The following is an 18882-nucleotide window of genomic DNA, read 5'->3' as shown; positions in this document are numbered from 1 at the left end:
TTATCTCCTGAAAATATATTTTTTTTCTATATAATCCACTAACTTTACTATATCATAAAAAACAATATCATACTTCATTTTTTTTCTTTCAAGTATAAAAGCATATATTCCACAGTCAATACATGCTCTTATTTTATCATAAGTTCCACCCTGTCTTCCACTGTCTTTAAGTATCATGGCCCTTGCATCGTAATTCTTTATAAAGGCACAGTTCAACTCCCTGCCAATTGGTCCTTTAATAGCAATTATGTCTTCAACCTTTACACCGCATTTTTGACACTTTGCAATTACCCCTGACTGGGGAAGCACTCTATGAATTATCCTGTTTTTCAGGTTCATGGACATGATCACCTCCAGATTTCTGCTCCCGGTAGTGTTGAGTATTGTTCCCTCAAGAGATTTGATTTTTTCATATAATTCGCCGTAGCTTCCTACACTTATGACACTGCTTATATTTTTAAACTTCTCCATGCACGAAGGTCTCTCATATCTTATATATTCTATACCAAGTTTTCTGCAGGCCTCAATTGAATTTTCAGTCACATCAACAGCATATGGATGTGACGCATCAACAATCAGCTCTATGTTGTTTTTTTCAATAGCTCCGATAAATCCACTGCAGTCAAGAGGTGTGGAATTCAGGTATTTATACCTGTAGTTTTTCAATATACTTCCTCCGTATTCAGTGGCAGTAGATACAAATATATCATCTGTAACTTTGTTGAGTAAAGAAAGGATCTCCCTTCCTTCAGATGTCCCGAGAATAAGCCCTATCATTTTTCATTCCCTCTTATACTGTCTATTGCAGCCTCAGGATAACTATCTTCCTTCATAAGTGGATTTCCATTTATGGAATCCTTCAAATGCTGTATATATATACTGTGAAAGCACGGATTTTCTCCAAGCCCATGCATATAGCATTTCACATCAAAACCTTCTCTCTCAAGTATATTTTTCCATGAATCAGGCAAACTGCCTGCCATATCTTCAAACGCATGATTCCCAGCTACGAGCATGAATGGCATCAGCATAACTTTTTCTACATTTTTCGCTTCAAGCTGTGGAATCACATTTTCCAGAGCAGGATATCCCTCAACGGTAGCTATATATGCATTATTTATTCCCTCATCCCTCAGCATATATTGAAGCATGGAATAACTGGCATTTATAGGATGACTTGATCCATGGCCCATTAAAATTATTGCACTGCCGTGGCTGCAGTATTTCTGGATTTGGGTTCTTAGTGCCTTTACAGCTATTCTGTAATCATTTTGTCTATACAATACAGGCCTACCTATAACAAGACTTTCAAATCTGCTGCTGTATTTACACGAACTTGCAACCAGTTTGTCATATTCATCTCCTGGAATTATGTGCAGCGGTTGGATATATACCTCCCTGAAGCCGTCAAGCTCCATCTCCTCAAGTGCTTCTTCCACTGTATCTATACTTAAATTATAATCCTTCTTGAGTTTGTCAATTATCATATGCGACGTAAATGCTCTTCTCACCTCATAGCTCTTGAATGCATTTTTTATAGAATTTTCAGTACTTTCTATGCATGATTTCAATATTTTCGGAATACTTGTGCCGAAGCTGACTATGAGTATTCCCCTTTCATTTTCTACCATAATTTTCTCCCTCTTCAATTAATATTATATCCACGTGGGGTTATAAATTTACCTTTTTTGATATAGCTGCTGCTGCTTCCGATTATAACGATGCTCATCATGTCCACTGATTCATCTGAAAACTTCCCAAGTTCAGTAATTACAACATTCTGTCCTTCCCTGAGTGCATTTTTTACAATGGCTACAGGTGTACTTGAATCCCTGTATTTTTTTATAATACCCATACACTCTGAAAGATAAAAGGGCCTTCCCTTGCTTTTGGGATTATAGAGTGATATTACAAAATCACCTTTTGCAGCAAACTCAACCCTTCCTTTTATAACATCATAAGGTGTCATAAGATCACTCAGGCTTATGCTGCAGCTGTCATGCATGAGAGGTGCACCCACAAGCGATGCAGCGGCAAGAGATGCCGTTACTCCAGGTATTATCTCAATATTGTCACACTTGCCAAGTTCAAGGACAAGTCCAGCCATTCCGTAAACCCCTGAATCGCCGGTACTCACTATGGACACAATTTTATTCTCTGCCAATTGAACTGCCTTTCTGCATCTTTCTATCTCCCCCCTCATCCCGGTGGAAAATATCTTTTTGCCCTCAATCAGTTCAGAAATCATTTCCAGATATTTTGTATATCCAATTACAATTTCACTCTTCTTTAAAGCATTTACAGCCCTCAGTGTCATATTTTCCACACTTCCAGGCCCTATGCCTATTACATACAGTTTTCCCAAATCTAAGCTCTCCTTCCTATACACAAAGTCATGCCGCCGCACTTTATCTTTCCGGTCAGGCTTACTGCTCCTGACAGCCAGGCACAGGGCTGACACACTCCTCTTACGCCTATGGTCTTTTCTACAAAATCGCTTCCTTCAAATTTACACTGCACTTGACGTATTTCCTCCCGTGAAAATATGTCAAGTCCGCATCCCAGAAAATCTTTTAAATCCAGTATTGCCTTCTCCTTTGCTTTTAAGTCTACAGTGGCTACTGCAGCAACTGCTCTTATATCTATGTTCCTGCTTTCAAGAATTTCAAGCACTGTATTTTGCATAAGCCCGGATGTAAAATTTTTTCTGCATCCTATACCCAGAACTATATCTTTTCTTATGAGTTTAAGCAGTTTGAAGTTCCCCTCCGCATCAAAATCCAATTTCAAATTATCCGTTACAACTACGGCACCACAGGAACCATTCATGCTTTCAACATAGCCTTCAGGACACTTTATAATGTTCTTCTGATCAATAAATGCAACCTTTTTCCCCTCCACCAGAAGTGCCGATATGTATTTTGCCGTTTCCAGATTATCTATTACGAGGTCATTGTGTACAGCAATACTGTCCGGTGCAGACAATCCCATATTATCCGTGGCAGTAGTTATTACAGGTACTGCACCAAGTACTGATGCTATATTTTCTGTGAGGGCATTTGCTCCACCAAGGTGTCCTGACAGAAGGCTGATTACGAACTTTCCACAACTGTCTATTACAACAACAGCCGGGTCTTCCACCTTTGACTTTATATATTTGCATATGGCTCTCACTGCAATTCCCGTGGAGCTTATGAATATTACCGCCCTGTAATTTTCCACAGCCGTTTTGGAAATGCTTTGGAGATTAAAATTATCAATAGTGTCCTTTGAATATAACTCCACGTTGAAATGTGCCTTTAGCTTTTCAAATATACTGTTTCCTGCCCTCGTGATACTGATTACCGCAATCTTCATTTATTTCCTTTCCGCAGTTACGTTCAAAACTGCTGTACCCAAGCTCCCTATATCAATTGATTTTTGATGCAGTCACGATAAATATACTGTTGTTTGAGGATATCATAAGACTTTTACCATGTATTCTGTTTACAGAAATCTGTATACATTCCAGATCGTAATCCATGGATTCAAGCATTTCAACAGCACTGTTGAGATTTTTAAGGGTTATAAAATTAAGCACCATCTTTCCATTGTACTTTAATTTGTTTCCATAACATTTTATTATCTCTTTTATATTTCCACCGCTTCCCCCTACAAATATGCCGTCAAAATAAGGTTCAACATGTTTTTCAGCCTCCAATGCTTCTCCATGTAAAATATTAAGATTATATGTGTGAAATTTCTCCATGTTTTTATGTATCAATTCCAGTGCTTCCGGATTTTTTTCTACTGCAATGACTTCACCATTAAAGCACAATTTAGCCATCTGAATACTTACAGATCCTGTACCTGCACCTATGTCCAGCATTCTGGATTCAGGCTTTATATCCAGTTTGGAAATACTTATCGTCCTGATTTCTTCCTTGGTCATGGGACAATTTCCTCTTATAAAATCTTCATCCTTTATATACATGGTTGAAAACCCTCCCTGATATCCAGATTTTCTATTACTACAACTGACAATACACCGAATTTCATGTTTTTTAACTTGTCCGGTGTACCATATATTATGCTTTCGTCACCATATGAAAGATTTTCCCCTACATATACCATACATCTCATATTATTTTCAGCTAGAACACTGCATATCCTGTCCGGAGAATTGTTTTTATCTGTAAGCCATATTGAAATTCCAGTTGAAGCGGCAGCTTTCAAAATGTCATCATCTTTGCCGTGTACACTTCCAAGATAGGCACCCTGCCAGTTCTTTTTCAATTTTGACATCATGTACTGGAAGGAACTTATACCAGGTACAACCTCTATATCTCCACTGTAATTTTTCTCGATATATCCGGTTATTCCATAAAATAGCGGATCTCCCGATGCTGCAACTGAAACAGTTCCATACTTCTTTGAATTTATAATGTCAATTATATCATTGAGTTTTCCAACCTTTACTTTAGGTGTATCAATGAACTTCAAACTGTCTATGGCCCTTTCAAAGCCCAGAATCACATCTGATCTTCTCATGGTATCAACTGCCTCGTGGATTATATAATCCCTGCTTCCGGGACCAATTCCCACTATAAAAACCCTGCTCATTTCACAACATTCCTTCCATGTTTATTCATAGAATCATACAGTATCCCCCGTTTCATGGAATACATTATGATGTCCGCACCAACCGCATTATGGGTGTATTCATATATTTTTTGAGATATTTTTTCACCTATCCTCGAATACAGTTCCCCATATCCGTCTCCCAGGAGGTTGACTGCACCTTCAGTAGTCTTCTGGTCGTATACTTTCCTGACAAGTTCAGCACTTCTCCCCATAAGTGCAAGCTCCAGTGCCATGGTCTCAAGTCTCGCATCACATACCCTGCTGTGGGTATTGAAACACCCCGACGCTATTTTGCACATTTTGCCTATATGTCCCACAATCACAACGTGCTTTACTCCTTTGTTCATGCATATTGTAAGTGCCTTTCCAACATAGTTCGACATTATAACCATCCTATTTTCATCCAGCTTCAGTGCATGTGCCATATCCCTGCCCATATCTCCAAAAAGCAGTATTACATCCCTGTATCCATTTGCAACCTTCTGGTTTATATCAATTTCTATGGACTCTACAAGTGCCTCCTCAGACATGGGCGTGACTATTCCAGTTGTTCCAAGTATTGATATCCCCCCTATTATATTCAATCTGGGATTGAAGGTGCTTCCGGCTATTTTCTCTCCCTCTGGAACAAATACAGTTATTTCAACTCCTGAATTTTCCGGCAGTATTTCCTTTACTTCCTTCTCGATCATTTTTCTCGGAACAGGATTTATGGCGGGCTCGCCCACCTTCACATATAATCCCTCTCCCTGAACAACTCCAACTCCAATTCCGCCTTTCAGCTTATATCCTTTCTTTAACCTGACTGCCCGTGCCCATATTTCAATGCCGTCGGTTATATCGGGATCATCACCTGCATCTTTTATAACACAGCATTCAACATAATTTTCCCTCTTGTTTACCTTGCACACAGGTATCAGAAGCTCTATTCCCTTTGGAGTATCAATTCTTGTTTCATCCGAACAGTGATTGAAATAAAGCATGCTTACAGCAGCTTTTGCCGCTGCTGCCGCACAGGAGCCTGTAGTATATCCGCATCTCAACTTTTTTCCATCACAGTCCACATACATATCAAACATACGCTCACCTCACCGGCGTGTTATAATATACATAAGAGCATTGACTATAGCTGCCGCCACATTGCTTCCTCCCTTTCTCCCCCTTACGGTTATCATTGGGATATCCAGCTCCTCTATCTCGCGTTTTGCATCCTCTGCACCTACAAAACCTACAGGAACACCTACTATGAATTTGGGATGGGCTATATTTTTCATGGTGAGTTCCTTCAAAGTAAAAAGTGCAGTAGGTGCATTTCCGAATACAAAGAACTCCACTCCCTGACGTGCCGCCATTTCAACTGCTGCCATGGATCGGGTTATCCCCTTTTCTTTCGCAGCTGATGCCACATCAGCTCTACCCACAAAACATTCAGCACTGCAGTTCAATTTTTCAAGTGCATTCTTGTTTATTCCCGCCAGTGCCATGTTGGTATCCGTATAGATCATGGTACCCGAACTCAAAAGATCCAGGGCCTTATCTATGGCATTATGTCTTATATAAAGTATATCCTTGTATTTAAAATCTGCAGTGGTATGTATAACTCTCTTTACTATGGAGAGTTCATTTTCCGAGAAGCTGTGTGATCCCATTTCTCTTCCTATTATCTCAAAGCTTTTCTTCTCAATATCCATAGGCACTTTTACATAATCCTTCATAAATTGCAGCCGCCCTTCTTCTCCCTTATATCTACAAGCTGTCCTCTATCTATTCTCGAGTCTTCAAAGTCCACCATATTGTTCATGGCATAAATTGAAGCCTCTATTATACTGAAGGCAAGAGGACATCCTGACCCTTCTCCAAGCCTCATATTCAAATTCAGCATGGGTGTAAGTCCCAGTTCCTTCATGACATAGCCTGCTCCAGGTTCTGCGGAAAGATGTGATGGAAACATGAAGTCCCTGGCACAGCTTTTCAATCTTGCAGCACACAGTGCAGCAACCGAAGATATAAGTCCGTCAATTACTATGGGTATCCTGTTTTTTGCCGCTCCGAGAAAGCATCCGCATAGTCCGCATATATCAAATCCACCAACCTTTGAGAGTACATCTATTACATCATCAGGGTCAGGTTTATTTATATCTATGGCCCTTTTTACCGCCTCCAGTTTACGGGAAAGCTGCTCATCCGTTATTCCAGATCCCCTGCCTACTACAATATTCGGAGAAATACCTGAAAGGACACTGAGTACTGCAGAACTTGTGGCGGTATTGCATACACCCATTTCCCCGGTTCCCAAAAGGTCATACCCTTTTTCTGCCAGTTGGTCTACCATTTCAATTCCCACCTCTATGGCTCTTACTGCTTCTTCCCTTGTCATGGCAGCTTCTTTTGCCATATTTCTTGTCCCATAATTTATCTTCCTGTTTATAACCTGCGGATTGTCCATATCAACCTTTATGCCTATATCCACTACAGTCCTGTCTGAACCGTAAAAATCAGAAAGTATGCATACACCCGTAATGCCCCTTGTAAAATTATTGGTCACGCTTACCGTAAGATCCTGATTGCAGCTGCCTATGCCTTCCTCCCACACCCCATTGTCGGAACACATTATAACTATATTTTTTTTCTTTATTTTATCCGGAAAATTTCCTCTGATACCTGCCACTTTTGCACTTATCTCTTCAAGTTCTCCAAGACTGCCTATTGGTTTTGTCAAATTGTCGATTCTTTTCCATGCACTTTTTACTTCTTCCTCATCTCTGCCATTTATACTGCTTAAAGTATTCTTCAATAATTTCATATTATACCTCCATGTGTTTGATATTCAACAAGCTTGTTATGAACTTCATATTTGTAAAAAAATGAATATGTGCATAGGAAGCCAGTACGTTCTTTTTTAAATATCCACATTTCCACCGCTTGATACTTCCATCATACCTCTGCTTTGTAACCTCGTATATTTTATCTTCCTGTGATTCAATACGGGATCTATGGAATTCATGACAGTTCATTTTCATTCCTCTTTTTAATATTGAATTATCCTCAGCTACTTCTATAGTCGCATATCCAAAATTCTGGAGCCTGTGCGTCATAAAAGCTTTTCCGTGAAAAAAGCCGACGGTGTCTAATATTTCTCCTCCTGTCCCCTGCAATGCATCCATAAGGTACATGAGTCCGCCGCATTCCGCATAGCACCTGAGTCCTGAATCAAGCTTTTTTCTTATATCCAGCAGCATACTTTTATTCTGGGACAGTTCAGCTGCAAACACTTCTGGATACCCCCCACCTATGTATAGAAAATCAATGTCATCCGGCAATTTTTTGTCCTTTATGGGACTGAAAAACACAAGCCTCCCCGCCTCCTCAAGAAGTTCCAGATTTTCCTTGTAATAAAATTGAAAAGCTTTGTCACATGCTACTGCAATTTTTAATCCAAGAGAACTCAAATGAAAGCCATCATTCTTATAATTTACTTCTTTGAAGCATCTCAGAAGCTTTTCTATATCAACATTTTTAAGTACAAGTTCACTCAATATATCAAGTTTTTCATCAAGATTGTCAATTTCTATACTCTGAACCAGTCCGAGATGTCTGCTTTCAAGGGATATCCTATCATCCTTGGGTATATATCCAAATACCTGAAGTGCGCAGTTTTTTTCCACTGCTGCTTTAAGAAGTCTATAATAACTTTCCGTTATACTGTTGAATATAACACCGGCTATACTGGCAGGGCCAAATTCTGCAATCCCATTTATCTGTGCACAGATCGTGGTACTTGCCCCCTTTGGGCTCATGGCAAGTATAATTGGAAGATTGAGTACCCTGGACACATGATAAGTTGAATATGCAGTGTCAATTCCCTTTCCATCATATATTCCCATGGCCCCCTCTACTATTCCAAGATCACCTTTTCCCCTCATATAGGAATCCCTTACTCCGTCTTCCCCCATAAGAAAGATATCCAGATTTCTGGATTCACTTCCTGTAACCTTCTCGTGAAAAGCGGTATCTATATAATCAGGTCCCACCTTGTACCCCTGGATCTTAAATCCCGATTTTACAAGAGCGCCCATGAGTCCGAGAGTCACCGTAGTCTTGCCGCTGCCGCTGCTGTCTGAAGATATTATTATACTTTTCATAGTGTACCCTCTATCTGTCCTCTTCAAGCCATCTGCATATATCCAGTGCATAATAGGTAATTATCATTTTGGCACCCGACCTCTTTATGGAGGTAAGCATTTCCTTTGCCACTGCCTTTTCATCTATCAGCCCTTCCTTTGCAGCAGCTTTTACCATTGCAAATTCTCCACTTACATTATAGGCTGCAACGGGAACATCAAACCTGTCCCTGGCCCATCTTATAACGTCGAGATACGGGAGTGCAGGTTTTACCATTATTATATCCGCTCCCTCCTTTATATCGTCCTCTATCTCAAGCATGGCTTCCCTTATGTTACCGGGATCCATCTGATATCCTCTCCTGTTTCCGAACTTAGGGGCGGAATCTGCCGCATCTCTGAATGGCCCATAGAAGGCAGAACAGTATTTTGCACTGTAGGCCATTATTGATACATCCTTATATCCATTTTCATCCAGAGCCTTTCTTATCTCCTGTACCCTGCCGTCCATCATATCTGAAGGAGCTACCATGTCAGCTCCTGCTTCTGCATGGGAAAGAGCTGTCTTCGCTATATACTTTATTGTTTCATCATTATCCACCTCGTGATTGTGTACTATTCCGCAGTGACCATGATCCGTATATTCGCACATGCATACATCCGTGATTATGAAGAGTTCGGAATCCAGCTCCCTCAATTTTCTTATTGCCCTCTGTATTATTCCATCCTTATCATAGGCTGAAGATCCTACTTCATCCTTGTGGTCCGGAATTCCAAAGAGTATTACACTTTTCACCCCTGCACTATGCATATCAGATACTATCTCATCCAGTCTGTCTATGGAATAGTGATAGTTGTTGTAAAGTGACGGTATCTCCTTCTTTACATTTTCACCTTCAACAACAAATATGGGGTATATGAAGTCATTTTTATCAAGTACTGTTTCCCTTACCATATCTCTTATAACAGCATTTTTTCTCAGCCTTCTATGTCTTCTAAACATTTCACATTCTCCTCTTTTCTCTCAGCTTTTTTATAATTCCATCTTCAGTGTAGGTCTCTGACATCGTATATTTTAGATTGTTTTTCTTAAGTTCCTTTCCCGTTATGGGGCCTATGGCTATAATATACTTCTCCCTTATGGCTTCAATACCTACAAGCTCCATCATATTTCTTACGGTAGTGGGGCTTGTAAATACAACCGTATCCACATCATCAAAACAGTGAGGATCATTGAGATCTCCACAGAGCGTTTCATAAACAGAACATTCATCGACAGCGCATCCATATTTTTTGAGCACCTGTGATAAATATGGTCTTGAATTTTTGGAACGGGGCAGAAAGATTCTGTTTCCCGGACTTATAAAATTTTTTAATTTGTCATATAATCTCTCTGCTACAAATTTTTCGGCAACTATTTCAGGTATGATTCCCCTTCTTCTTATTTCTCTTTCCGTAGCAGGCCCGATGGCGGCAAATACAGCTTTTATATTCCTTACATCATAATTTTTTCTCAAAAGCAGTTCAAAAAAACTGTTTACTCCATTTACACTTGTAAATACTATATAATCATAGAGAGGCAGTCTGTCTATATATTCAACCATGTTGTCATTTGTGGATTTTATTCTAATGGAATGTATCTCGGTAACCTGTGCGCCAAGATCCATGAGTTTGCCTTTCATTTCCCCGGACTGCGATTTTGATCTTGTAATACATATATTCCTGCCGAAAAGCGGTTTTTCCTCGTACCAGCTGAATGTACTGCTGAATTTCACCACTTCTCCAACTACAAAAATGCAGGGTGAATGAAGTTCTGCCTCCAAGGCATCATGATATACTTCTTTTAGATTGGAAATTACCTTTCTCTGCCTGGCTGTAGTGCCTTCCATTACAACCGCACAGACAGTGTTTTCATTCATTCCATTCTCAATCAATCTATTTGCTATTTCGCCGAGGCTGGAAAATGCCATCATAAATACAAGTGTCCCCCCCACAGCCGCTGCAGCCCTCCAGTCTATATGAAGATTCTCAGCGGCCTTCCCCGTAAATACATGAAAACTCTGTGCCACATTTCTATGTGTGACAGGTATGCCTGCATAATTCAATACGGATATAAAAGAAGTTATCCCCGGTATGACTTCAAAATCAATTTTTTCTCTGGAAAGAGCCAGTACTTCTTCCCCTCCTCTTCCAAATATGTAGGGATCACCGCCTTTGATTCGTCCAACTATATATCCTTCCTCTGCAAACTTTACAAGCATTTCATTTATTTCTTCCTGTTTCCTGTAATGACAGCCCGGTTCTTTTCCACAGTAGTATATCCGGCAGTCTTCATTTAAATAGTTCAATACACCTGCTCCTGCAAGCCTGTCATACATGACCAGATTGCACTCCTTCAACTTTTTTACTGCTTTCAAAGTCAGAAGCTCCTCGTTTCCTGGACCTGCCCCTATTATATACACCTTGCCTTTTTTCACTTTTATCACTCCCCCAGCATATTCAATGCAAGTTTCCTTCCAAGTTCCATATAATCTGATTTGCTGCCGCTTATATGACTCTTTAAAACTCTATCCTCAATCTCATACATTCCTATGATGTCCATGCATTTGCCTTCAATTCTTGCATAAGCTCCTATGGCAGAGTGACAGTCTCCATTCAGAGTTCTCATAAAGCTTCTCTCCGCTTCAACACATATTCTTGTTTCCCTGTCATCTATTTTTCTGAAGACATACGCATCACTGTATTCTCTTTTTATCTCAACTCCCAGTGCACCCTGGCCTATGGCTGGAACAATATCCTCTACACTAAAATAATCCGTTATAATATCATCAAGTCCAAGCCTTTTAACTCCGGCAGATGCAAGAATTATACCCTGAAGATTTTCTTCCTTCATCTTTTTTATTCTCGTCTGCACATTTCCTCTTATTGGAACTATACATAAATCCCCTCTAAGCTTTTTAATCTGTTCCGACCTTCTCATGCTGCTGGTACCAATTTTGGAACCCGGTCTTAAATCTTCAAAATGGGCTCCTGAATTTGACACAAAAACATCCCTTACATCTTCCCTTTCGCAGACCGCCGCCATTTCAAACTCATGGGACACGTCAAAGGGCACATCCTTCATGCTGTGAACTGCAGCATCTGACCTTCCTTCAAGAAGTGCCCTCTCTATCTCCTTTATAAAAAGGCCCTTCCCACCTATCTTATTCAATACAATGTCAAGTCTCCTGTCACCTGTAGTTTCCATGAGAACTTTCCTGCCCGAGGCACCGCATTTTTCCATGAGAAGCCTTATTACTATATCCGCCTGCATCTGTGCAAGCCTGCTTTTTCTAGTTGCAATCCTGTATTTCAAAATATCATCACTCCGTTAATTTTTGTAAAACATGTCTATTATAATGCGTGCTTTGTTCTTTCTGTAGAAAAAATAGAAATCCTCCGAGCATATGAAGCTCATTATCTTCCTTCTCTCAACACCATCGGGAAGGCTGTTTCTAACGCCTGATGCAAAATCTACAAAATCATCATACCTGGAAATATTCTTTTTCATGATATCAGCTATAAAAACAGATGTGAGAGGGGATATACCTTCAGTATTTACTCCAAAGTATATATTTTGGGTATTTCTCTGGCAGGGCATAATGCAATTCCCCATAGGCGGATTTGAGACATCTATATACAATTTGAATAAATCTTCACAATCCCGTCTTATAGCTGAATTCAATTTAGAATCATCTGTAGCAATTACTACAATATGTCTATCGTATATATATTTCTTATCATATTCTCCACATATTATATTCAGTTTCAAACTGCTGCCGAACTTCTTGAAATAATCTGAAAAAGCCGGTGCTACAACCATAACATTGCATTTACCTCGTATAAAAGTTTTCAGCTTTATAGCTGCAGCCCTTCCTCCACCTACTATAAGCACATTAATTTTTTCGGACAGAAGCGTAACGAACTGTTTTTCAATCAACTCAACTGCACTCCCTCATTTATAAATTCTCTATTATGTGAAGCATCTTTTCATTTTTATGCCTGTCTTTTATGGCAAGTCTTATGTAGTTTTCACCCAGTCCCCTGTAATTTTCGCATTTCCTTATGACAGCACCTTCTTTTAGACACATCTCATATACACAAGCTGAATTTACACCACTGGATAATCTGCACAGTACAAAATTTGAAAATGTATCATATACTTTTTCAATTATACCTGCCCTCTCAAGATTCTCTTTCATGAATTTTCTTTCCGAAGCTATCCATTCAAGTGATCTGCCAATATACTCACTGTCTCTAAGTACATACTTTGCTGCAATTTCCGCAAAACAGTTTATATTCCATGGATTCTGGCCTTTTTCAATATCAATCACCAAATTACTGTCTGAGGAAATACCGTAACCAAACCTTACACCAGGAAGTGCAAAAAACTTTGTAAGCGCCCTGACTATGAGAATACATCTGTATTTTCCAGTTTCATTTAAAAAGCTGTACCGTGAATCACCTGCAAACTCAATAAAAGCCTCATCTATAATTATAGTCTTTCCATTTTTTTCACAATACTCCACTATACTGTAAAATCTTTTCTTGTCTATGATCTGCCCATTAGGATTGTTTGGATTTCCTATTATGAGAGAATCAACATTTCTAATCTTCTTTTTAATGTCCTCATAGTCAAAATTCATATCCGGCTTCAGTCTTGAATAAACTATATTACAATTCCATTTCAATGCACTCTTTTCGTATTCTATAAAAGAAGGTACTACTATACAAACACTTTTAAAATGACCAAGGGCAAGATCCAGTATTTCCGAAGCCCCGTTTCCAGGAACTATACTTATTCTGTCCCGTAAATTTTCCCCGACAGTTCCACACCCGCACTTGCTGAAACAGGAATCATAGCTTTCAAGATAATCTTTTATATTTTCCTTCAATTTTCTATACTTTATATCTGGATATACATCTGCAAGTTTCACAGCTTCCTCTATATTTTCTTTGAAGCTCGCAGGTACACCCAAAGGATTTATATTGGAGCTGAAATCAAGTAATTTCCTTCCTTTGAAAATCCCCTCCGTGTATATATCCCCACCATGTTCCAAATCCATTACCCAACACATCCCATCAAAATTGTATAGATTGCAGCAGCAATCAGGACAGCACCCATTTCGGAAAAATACATGAGCCTTATGACACCCTTTATGTGATCGGCATTGAGCTCTCTCCTCTTATCCCCAATACGGGGCTTGTAAAATACTTCTCCAAAATATACATTTGTACCTCCCAGCTGTACTCCCATGACTCCGGCAGCTGCAGCTTCAGGATATGCACAATTCGGGCTTTTGTGGTTTTTCCTGTCACGCAGCATTATTTTAAAGGTATCCAAAATGTTCCCTCCAACAAGCGGGGACATGATGCACATTAAAAAGCCTGTAAGTCTTGCAGGTATCAAATTAAAAAAGTCATCCACCTTTGCAGGGAAAAATCCTATGTATCTATAATTTTCATTCATATAGCCCAGCATGGAATCCATTGTGTTCACAGCTTTATACGCCATGGAAAGGGGCGAACCAAAAATAATGCCGTAAAAAAGCGGTGCAACTACTCCATCCGATGTATTTTCAGCTACGGTTTCAACAGCCGCCCTCGTCACCTGTCCTTCATCCAGATTTTTTGTATCCCTTCCGACTATGCCGGACAATTTTTTTCGCGCATCTTCTATACCTGAATATTTAAGGGAAGTATACACCTTGCTTGCCTCTTTATCAAGACATCTTGCAGAAAGGCAGGTACACAGGAAAAGTATATTTATGAGATTGAAGAGAATAACATTGTTCCTAAAAATAAAGAGAATTACAAAAGGTAAGAGAAAACTTGACGATACTAGAACAAGCACTATAAACCCGCCAAAATATTTCATACCTCTGTTTGTAATGCACTTTGCTCTTGCCCTGTTCTCAAGAAAGCCTATGAGCTTTCCCATAAATACTACAGGATGGGGAAACCACAGTGGATCACCTATTATCCAATCCAGGATTACAGCAATAACAACATCTATAAAATTGAACTGTATCAAAGACAACTCCATAAAATACTCCTCCAACTGTCAAATTCCCATAATATCATATACGGCTTTTATATCCATGTTTTTTCTGACTATGTCCGCAAGTCTGTCAAGCTGGCTGTTTCTATAATCTCTGTAATCCAATGATTTTTTTGGAGAGATCCCCTTCTTTTCCCGTATCCTATTCAGTATGTACTGCCTGAAATCCGCCGAATCAAATACTCCATGAATATATGTACCCATTACGTTTCCTGTTTGACTTACAGCTCCGTCATTTTTATTTTCCATCCTGAACAACGGCCTTGTATTGTCTCCATATTTGCAGACTCCCATGTGTATTTCATATCCATATACATGAATATCTCCTCTTCTGGCATCAACCCTGGTGGTTACCTTTTTTCCCTCGAGTATAGTATCTATATCCAGGAGTTCCATCCCTCTTGTTTCTCCTGCACTGCTTTCAACACCATATGGGTCTTTTACTGAATTTCCCAGCATCTGGTATCCTCCGCAGATTCCAATTACAATTCCTCTTTTGCTGTAATCCTTTATGGAATGCTCAAGACCTGATTCTCTCAATTTTATCAAGTCGTCTATTGTATTTTTACTTCCCGGCACAATAAGTATATCCGGATTTCCGAATTCACCTGGTGATGAAATAAATCTTACAGATACGTCATCTTCATTCTTGAAGGCATCCATATCAGTAAAATTGGATATATGCGGAAGTTTCACAACTGCTATATCTATTGCTGCCGTATTATATTTATTGAAGGAAATGGCACTGTCCTCATCCTCCAGATTCAAATTGAAGTATGGGACTACTCCCACACATGGTATTTTTATTATATCCTGAAGCATGTCAATTCCGGGTCTTAGTATGTCTACATCACCCCTGAACTTGTTTATTACAGTAGCCTTTACTCTGGACCTTTCATTTTCTTTTAAAAGCAGCATGGTACCTGCAAGGGATGCAAATACTCCACCTCTGTCTATGTCACCTGTGAGAATTACAGATGCATCTGCGATTTCAGCCATTCCCATATTTACAATATCCCGTTCCCTCAGATTTATCTCTGCAGGGCTTCCCGCTCCTTCCATGACAATTATGTCAAACTTCTTCTCAATATCTGAAAATTGAGATTCAAGCATATCCCTGAAATTCAATTTCATGTCCTGATACTCTACCGCTGTTGCGTTGCAGTATACCTCCCCATTCACAACTATCTGGCTCTTTTTGTCTGAAGTGGGCTTCAAAAGTATGGGATTCATATACGCTTCCGGTTCCAGTCCACATGCATAGGCCTGCAGTACCTGTGCCCTTCCCATTTCCCTCCCGTCAAGAGTTATATAGGAATTCAGTGACATATTCTGCGATTTGAACGGGCATACACTAAAGCCGTCCTGCTTGAATATTCTGCAGAGAGCCGTAACAATTATACTCTTTCCTACCGATGATCCCGTTCCCTGAATCATGATCTTGGCCATAACAATCCTCCTAAAAACAAAATAAGAACAGCAAACTTTAAAATCAGTTTCTGCTCCTATTATAAAGATGAGATACATCCGCACAATATTATAAAGAACTCTCCCTCCGAAAGTTTGCTTGAAATAAATATCAGGCAGGTCTCCTGACTTATGAATCATACACATCCTCAGCCTTCCTCAATTAAAAGTGGCATAATAAGGACTTGTCATCAATTACAGTAGCGGGGGCTGCTGCGGAATCCAACCGCATTCCCTTTTCACCTTGAACAAGGCACCTGAAATCATTCATATTCTTTTTTATAAGACGAGTATATTACAACATCTGTATCATGTCAACATATCCAAAATTTTTACTTTATATTATTTTCCATAAGAAACCTGTCGTCATTTATCACACTTTCATATGTATCATCTCTTACTATCTTGTGGTCCTCGGAAAATACAACGGCCCTTTTGAAAACTCCATCTATGTATTCAAAATCATGTGTGGAACATATTATAGTTTTTCCCGCCTGGTTCAGTTCCATAAAAAGTTCTCTCAAGAATCTCTTTCCTTTGGGATCTATACCGTTCATCGGTTCATCAAGGGTCAGTACATCAGGATTGAGTGCAAGAACGGAAGCTATTGCAGCCCTCTTCTTTTCCCCACCGCTTAAATTGTAGGGCTGTCTGTGTTTAAGTCCGGCTATGTTCATGAGCTCAAGACAGTCTTCAACCCTTTCCTTGACTTTCACTTCATCCATGCCCATCTGCCTCGGCCCGAAGGCAACTTCTTCGTAGACTGTAGGACAGAAGAGCTGGGCATCTGAATTCTGGAACACGAATCCTATTTTTTTGTGAAACGTTCTGGAATACCTGCCGTTTTCCATCTGCTTTTTGGATATGTTTACATTGTCAAAATAGTAGCTGCCGCTGTCTGGAAATATTATGCCATTCAACAGCTTCAAAAATGTGGACTTTCCACTCCCATTGGCTCCTATGAGGGCCACAGATTCGCCTTCCTGGATATTTATGTTTGCATCTTTGATTACTTCCCTGTCTCCATACCTAAAACATACATTTTTAATTTCTATCATAATAAGCTGCTCCTTTATCTCATGTAAAAATACAATATCATAATCAACATACTTCCCGCACAGTAAAGAAAGTCTGAAAAGGTAAATTTGAATTTTGAAAAGCAAATGTATTCTCCTGTAAAGCCCCTGCATTCCATGGCAGAATACATTTCAGCCCCCATCTCATTTGACTTTAAAAACAGTCCTCCCATTATTCCACTTACAACTGAATACTTGCTGTTGTTTTTCCCTATTGATTTGAGCTTGAGAGAATAGAACATGTCCAGTGCAAATTGGCCCAGTATGTAGATGTATTTCAAGGTTATATCAAATACAAGAATAAATATGTCCGGTATAAAAAATACCTTAAGTGACCTTGTGACATGACTCCATTTTGTAGTGCGGGAAAAAATGTTTACAATCATTATTGTCCCAAATATCTTGAATATGAGCATAATGCTGTTTAGCATATTTCCCATCAACATCGAGGGTATAAGCATTATGAAAGTAAACAGAGGCATTATAAGACTCAAAGCAAATATACTTTTTATTTCCTCTGCATCCAGAAAACTCAGCAGCAGCAGAAAATATATGTCTACTGCCGCAATATATAGTGGGTTTCGTGAAAGCGACAGAAATATTATATTTAAAAACATAAGCACAAGTTTTGCTGCCGGATTTATCCTGTACATAAATCCGGTTTTCAACTTATCTCTTCTCTTTATCAGCGAAAGCACCTTTAAAATGGAAAATATACTTTTATCTATAAATCCGTCAGAGTCATTTTCGGCCGCATAGTTGTCCTTCTTAACAAGCCAGTCTTTCAAATGCAACACCTTCCATCCAGAATTTTATTATTTACTTTTTGTCTGAGAACAATGTAACCAATACAATTATTACCACTATGATTCCACAGGCACTTATTATACTGCACATTATAATTAAACCCTTTATCATTGACCTGTCCATCTGTCTAGTCTCTTTTAAGTCCGCAGAATACATACCAGCATCCCAGTCCAATTGCCAATCCTTTTTTCTGCTGCTCCAGTACAAAATCCGATATCCTGTCTTTTTCAACCAGTATTACTTCTATATCTTCAGTTTCCTCCAGTTCCTGTTTTGGTTTTATATTTTCAGGCAGCTTTTCATCTATATCCACATTTACCAGCCTTACCGTATCCGAAAGGAGGGCTGCATTTGAGTACAGCATTGGACTTATTGATTTTACTTCTCCCGTATAGCCGGTTTCTTCCTTCAATTCTCTAAGGGCATTTTTTTCTATATCCTCATCTTCCATAAGTCCTGCCGGGAATCCAATTACATAATTGTCTATAACCGGCCTGTACTGCTTTATAAGTATATATCTGCCAGATGGAACCAGCCTTGCCACCATTACTACGGTATTTACAAAATTGGTCCTCTCTACACTTTCCCACTTGAATCTTTCCTCGTTTTTCCCCCTGTAGGTTATCTCATTCAAGGATATCCAGTTTCCCTTATACAGCATCTTCTTGCCTAATATTCTCACAAATAT

General features: G+C 39.3%; 20 protein-coding genes and 1 riboswitch. All 20 genes read right to left on the bottom strand.

The window, feature by feature from the left end; genetic code table 11:
* Positions 1-777, bottom strand: a complete 777-nt coding sequence (locus tag LKE46_RS01525; RefSeq protein WP_291717761.1) for a cobalt-precorrin-6A reductase — start codon at positions 775-777, stop codon at positions 1-3.
* Positions 774-1631, bottom strand: coding sequence for a sirohydrochlorin cobaltochelatase (locus tag LKE46_RS01520; RefSeq protein WP_291717759.1), 858 nt, complete (start codon positions 1629-1631; stop codon positions 774-776). The genes LKE46_RS01525 and LKE46_RS01520 overlap by 4 nt, the downstream gene beginning before the upstream one ends.
* 14 nt (positions 1632-1645) lie before the next feature.
* On the bottom strand, positions 1646-2365 hold the full coding sequence (gene cobJ, locus LKE46_RS01515) for a precorrin-3B C(17)-methyltransferase (protein WP_291717757.1): 720 nt from the start codon (positions 2363-2365) through the stop codon (positions 1646-1648).
* A gap of 2 nt (positions 2366-2367) precedes the next feature.
* The gene (gene cbiG / locus LKE46_RS01510) at positions 2368-3357 is read right to left on the bottom strand and encodes a cobalt-precorrin 5A hydrolase (RefSeq protein WP_291717755.1); all 990 of its coding nucleotides are present in this window, start codon (positions 3355-3357) and stop codon (positions 2368-2370) included.
* A gap of 52 nt (positions 3358-3409) precedes the next feature.
* Positions 3410-3973 carry a precorrin-6Y C5,15-methyltransferase (decarboxylating) subunit CbiT gene (gene cbiT / locus LKE46_RS01505; protein ID WP_291717753.1) on the bottom strand — a complete coding sequence of 188 codons (564 nt, stop codon included), beginning with the start codon at positions 3971-3973 and terminating at the stop codon, positions 3410-3412.
* The gene (gene cbiE, locus LKE46_RS01500) at positions 3964-4602 is read right to left on the bottom strand and encodes a precorrin-6y C5,15-methyltransferase (decarboxylating) subunit CbiE (protein WP_291717752.1); all 639 of its coding nucleotides are present in this window, start codon (positions 4600-4602) and stop codon (positions 3964-3966) included. The genes cbiT and cbiE overlap by 10 nt, the downstream gene beginning before the upstream one ends.
* Entirely contained in the window at positions 4599-5702 is a 1104-nt protein-coding gene (gene cbiD, locus LKE46_RS01495; protein ID WP_291717750.1) for a cobalt-precorrin-5B (C(1))-methyltransferase CbiD, read from the bottom strand. The genes cbiE and cbiD overlap by 4 nt, the downstream gene beginning before the upstream one ends.
* A 9-nt stretch (positions 5703-5711) precedes the next feature.
* Complete coding sequence (locus LKE46_RS01490) at positions 5712-6338, bottom strand: precorrin-8X methylmutase (RefSeq protein ID WP_291717748.1); 627 nt, start codon at positions 6336-6338, stop codon at positions 5712-5714.
* Entirely contained in the window at positions 6335-7426 is a 1092-nt protein-coding gene (gene cobT, locus LKE46_RS01485; protein ID WP_291717746.1) for a nicotinate-nucleotide--dimethylbenzimidazole phosphoribosyltransferase, read from the bottom strand. The genes LKE46_RS01490 and cobT overlap by 4 nt, the downstream gene beginning before the upstream one ends.
* Position 7427: 1 nt before the next feature.
* Positions 7428-8765: a cobyrinate a,c-diamide synthase gene (locus tag LKE46_RS01480; RefSeq protein ID WP_291717744.1), complete on the bottom strand. Its 1338-nt coding sequence runs from the start codon at positions 8763-8765 to the stop codon at positions 7428-7430.
* A 10-nt stretch (positions 8766-8775) separates the two neighbouring features.
* A complete protein-coding gene (gene hemB / locus LKE46_RS01475; protein ID WP_291717741.1) occupies positions 8776-9747 on the bottom strand; it encodes a porphobilinogen synthase in 972 nt (323 codons plus the stop codon).
* Between the two features lies 1 nt (position 9748).
* On the bottom strand, positions 9749-11221 hold the full coding sequence (gene cobA, locus LKE46_RS01470; protein ID WP_291717739.1) for a uroporphyrinogen-III C-methyltransferase: 1473 nt from the start codon (positions 11219-11221) through the stop codon (positions 9749-9751).
* Positions 11222-11226: 5 nt separating this feature from the next.
* Positions 11227-12099, bottom strand: a complete 873-nt coding sequence (gene hemC / locus LKE46_RS01465) for a hydroxymethylbilane synthase (protein WP_291717737.1) — start codon at positions 12097-12099, stop codon at positions 11227-11229.
* Between the two features lie 15 nt (positions 12100-12114).
* On the bottom strand, positions 12115-12723 hold the full coding sequence (locus LKE46_RS01460; RefSeq protein ID WP_291717735.1) for an NAD(P)-dependent oxidoreductase: 609 nt from the start codon (positions 12721-12723) through the stop codon (positions 12115-12117).
* Positions 12724-12742: 19 nt separating this feature from the next.
* On the bottom strand, positions 12743-13843 hold the full coding sequence (locus tag LKE46_RS01455; protein ID WP_291725512.1) for a pyridoxal phosphate-dependent aminotransferase: 1101 nt from the start codon (positions 13841-13843) through the stop codon (positions 12743-12745).
* A gap of 5 nt (positions 13844-13848) precedes the next feature.
* Positions 13849-14829 carry an adenosylcobinamide-phosphate synthase CbiB gene (cbiB, locus tag LKE46_RS01450; protein WP_291717733.1) on the bottom strand — a complete coding sequence of 327 codons (981 nt, stop codon included), beginning with the start codon at positions 14827-14829 and terminating at the stop codon, positions 13849-13851.
* A gap of 18 nt (positions 14830-14847) precedes the next feature.
* Positions 14848-16293 (bottom strand): cobyric acid synthase, encoded by a 1446-nt coding sequence (locus LKE46_RS01445; RefSeq protein ID WP_291717731.1) that lies wholly within the window; start codon positions 16291-16293, stop codon positions 14848-14850.
* 116 nt (positions 16294-16409) lie between these two features.
* Positions 16410-16587, bottom strand: a riboswitch (cobalamin riboswitch).
* 56 nt (positions 16588-16643) lie between these two features.
* A complete protein-coding gene (locus tag LKE46_RS01440) occupies positions 16644-17369 on the bottom strand; it encodes an energy-coupling factor ABC transporter ATP-binding protein (protein ID WP_291717729.1) in 726 nt (241 codons plus the stop codon).
* A gap of 14 nt (positions 17370-17383) precedes the next feature.
* Positions 17384-18184 carry an energy-coupling factor transporter transmembrane component T family protein gene (locus LKE46_RS01435; protein WP_291717727.1) on the bottom strand — a complete coding sequence of 267 codons (801 nt, stop codon included), beginning with the start codon at positions 18182-18184 and terminating at the stop codon, positions 17384-17386.
* 137 nt (positions 18185-18321) lie between these two features.
* On the bottom strand, positions 18322-18876 hold the full coding sequence (locus LKE46_RS01430) for an NUDIX domain-containing protein (RefSeq protein WP_291717725.1): 555 nt from the start codon (positions 18874-18876) through the stop codon (positions 18322-18324).
* Positions 18877-18882 lie beyond the last annotated feature (6 nt).

Origin of the sequence: Clostridium sp. (assembly GCF_022482905.1) — a bacterium.
GTDB lineage: Bacteria > Bacillota > Clostridia > Clostridiales > Clostridiaceae > Clostridium_B.
This window is presented reverse-complemented; position numbering and strand designations above follow the sequence as displayed.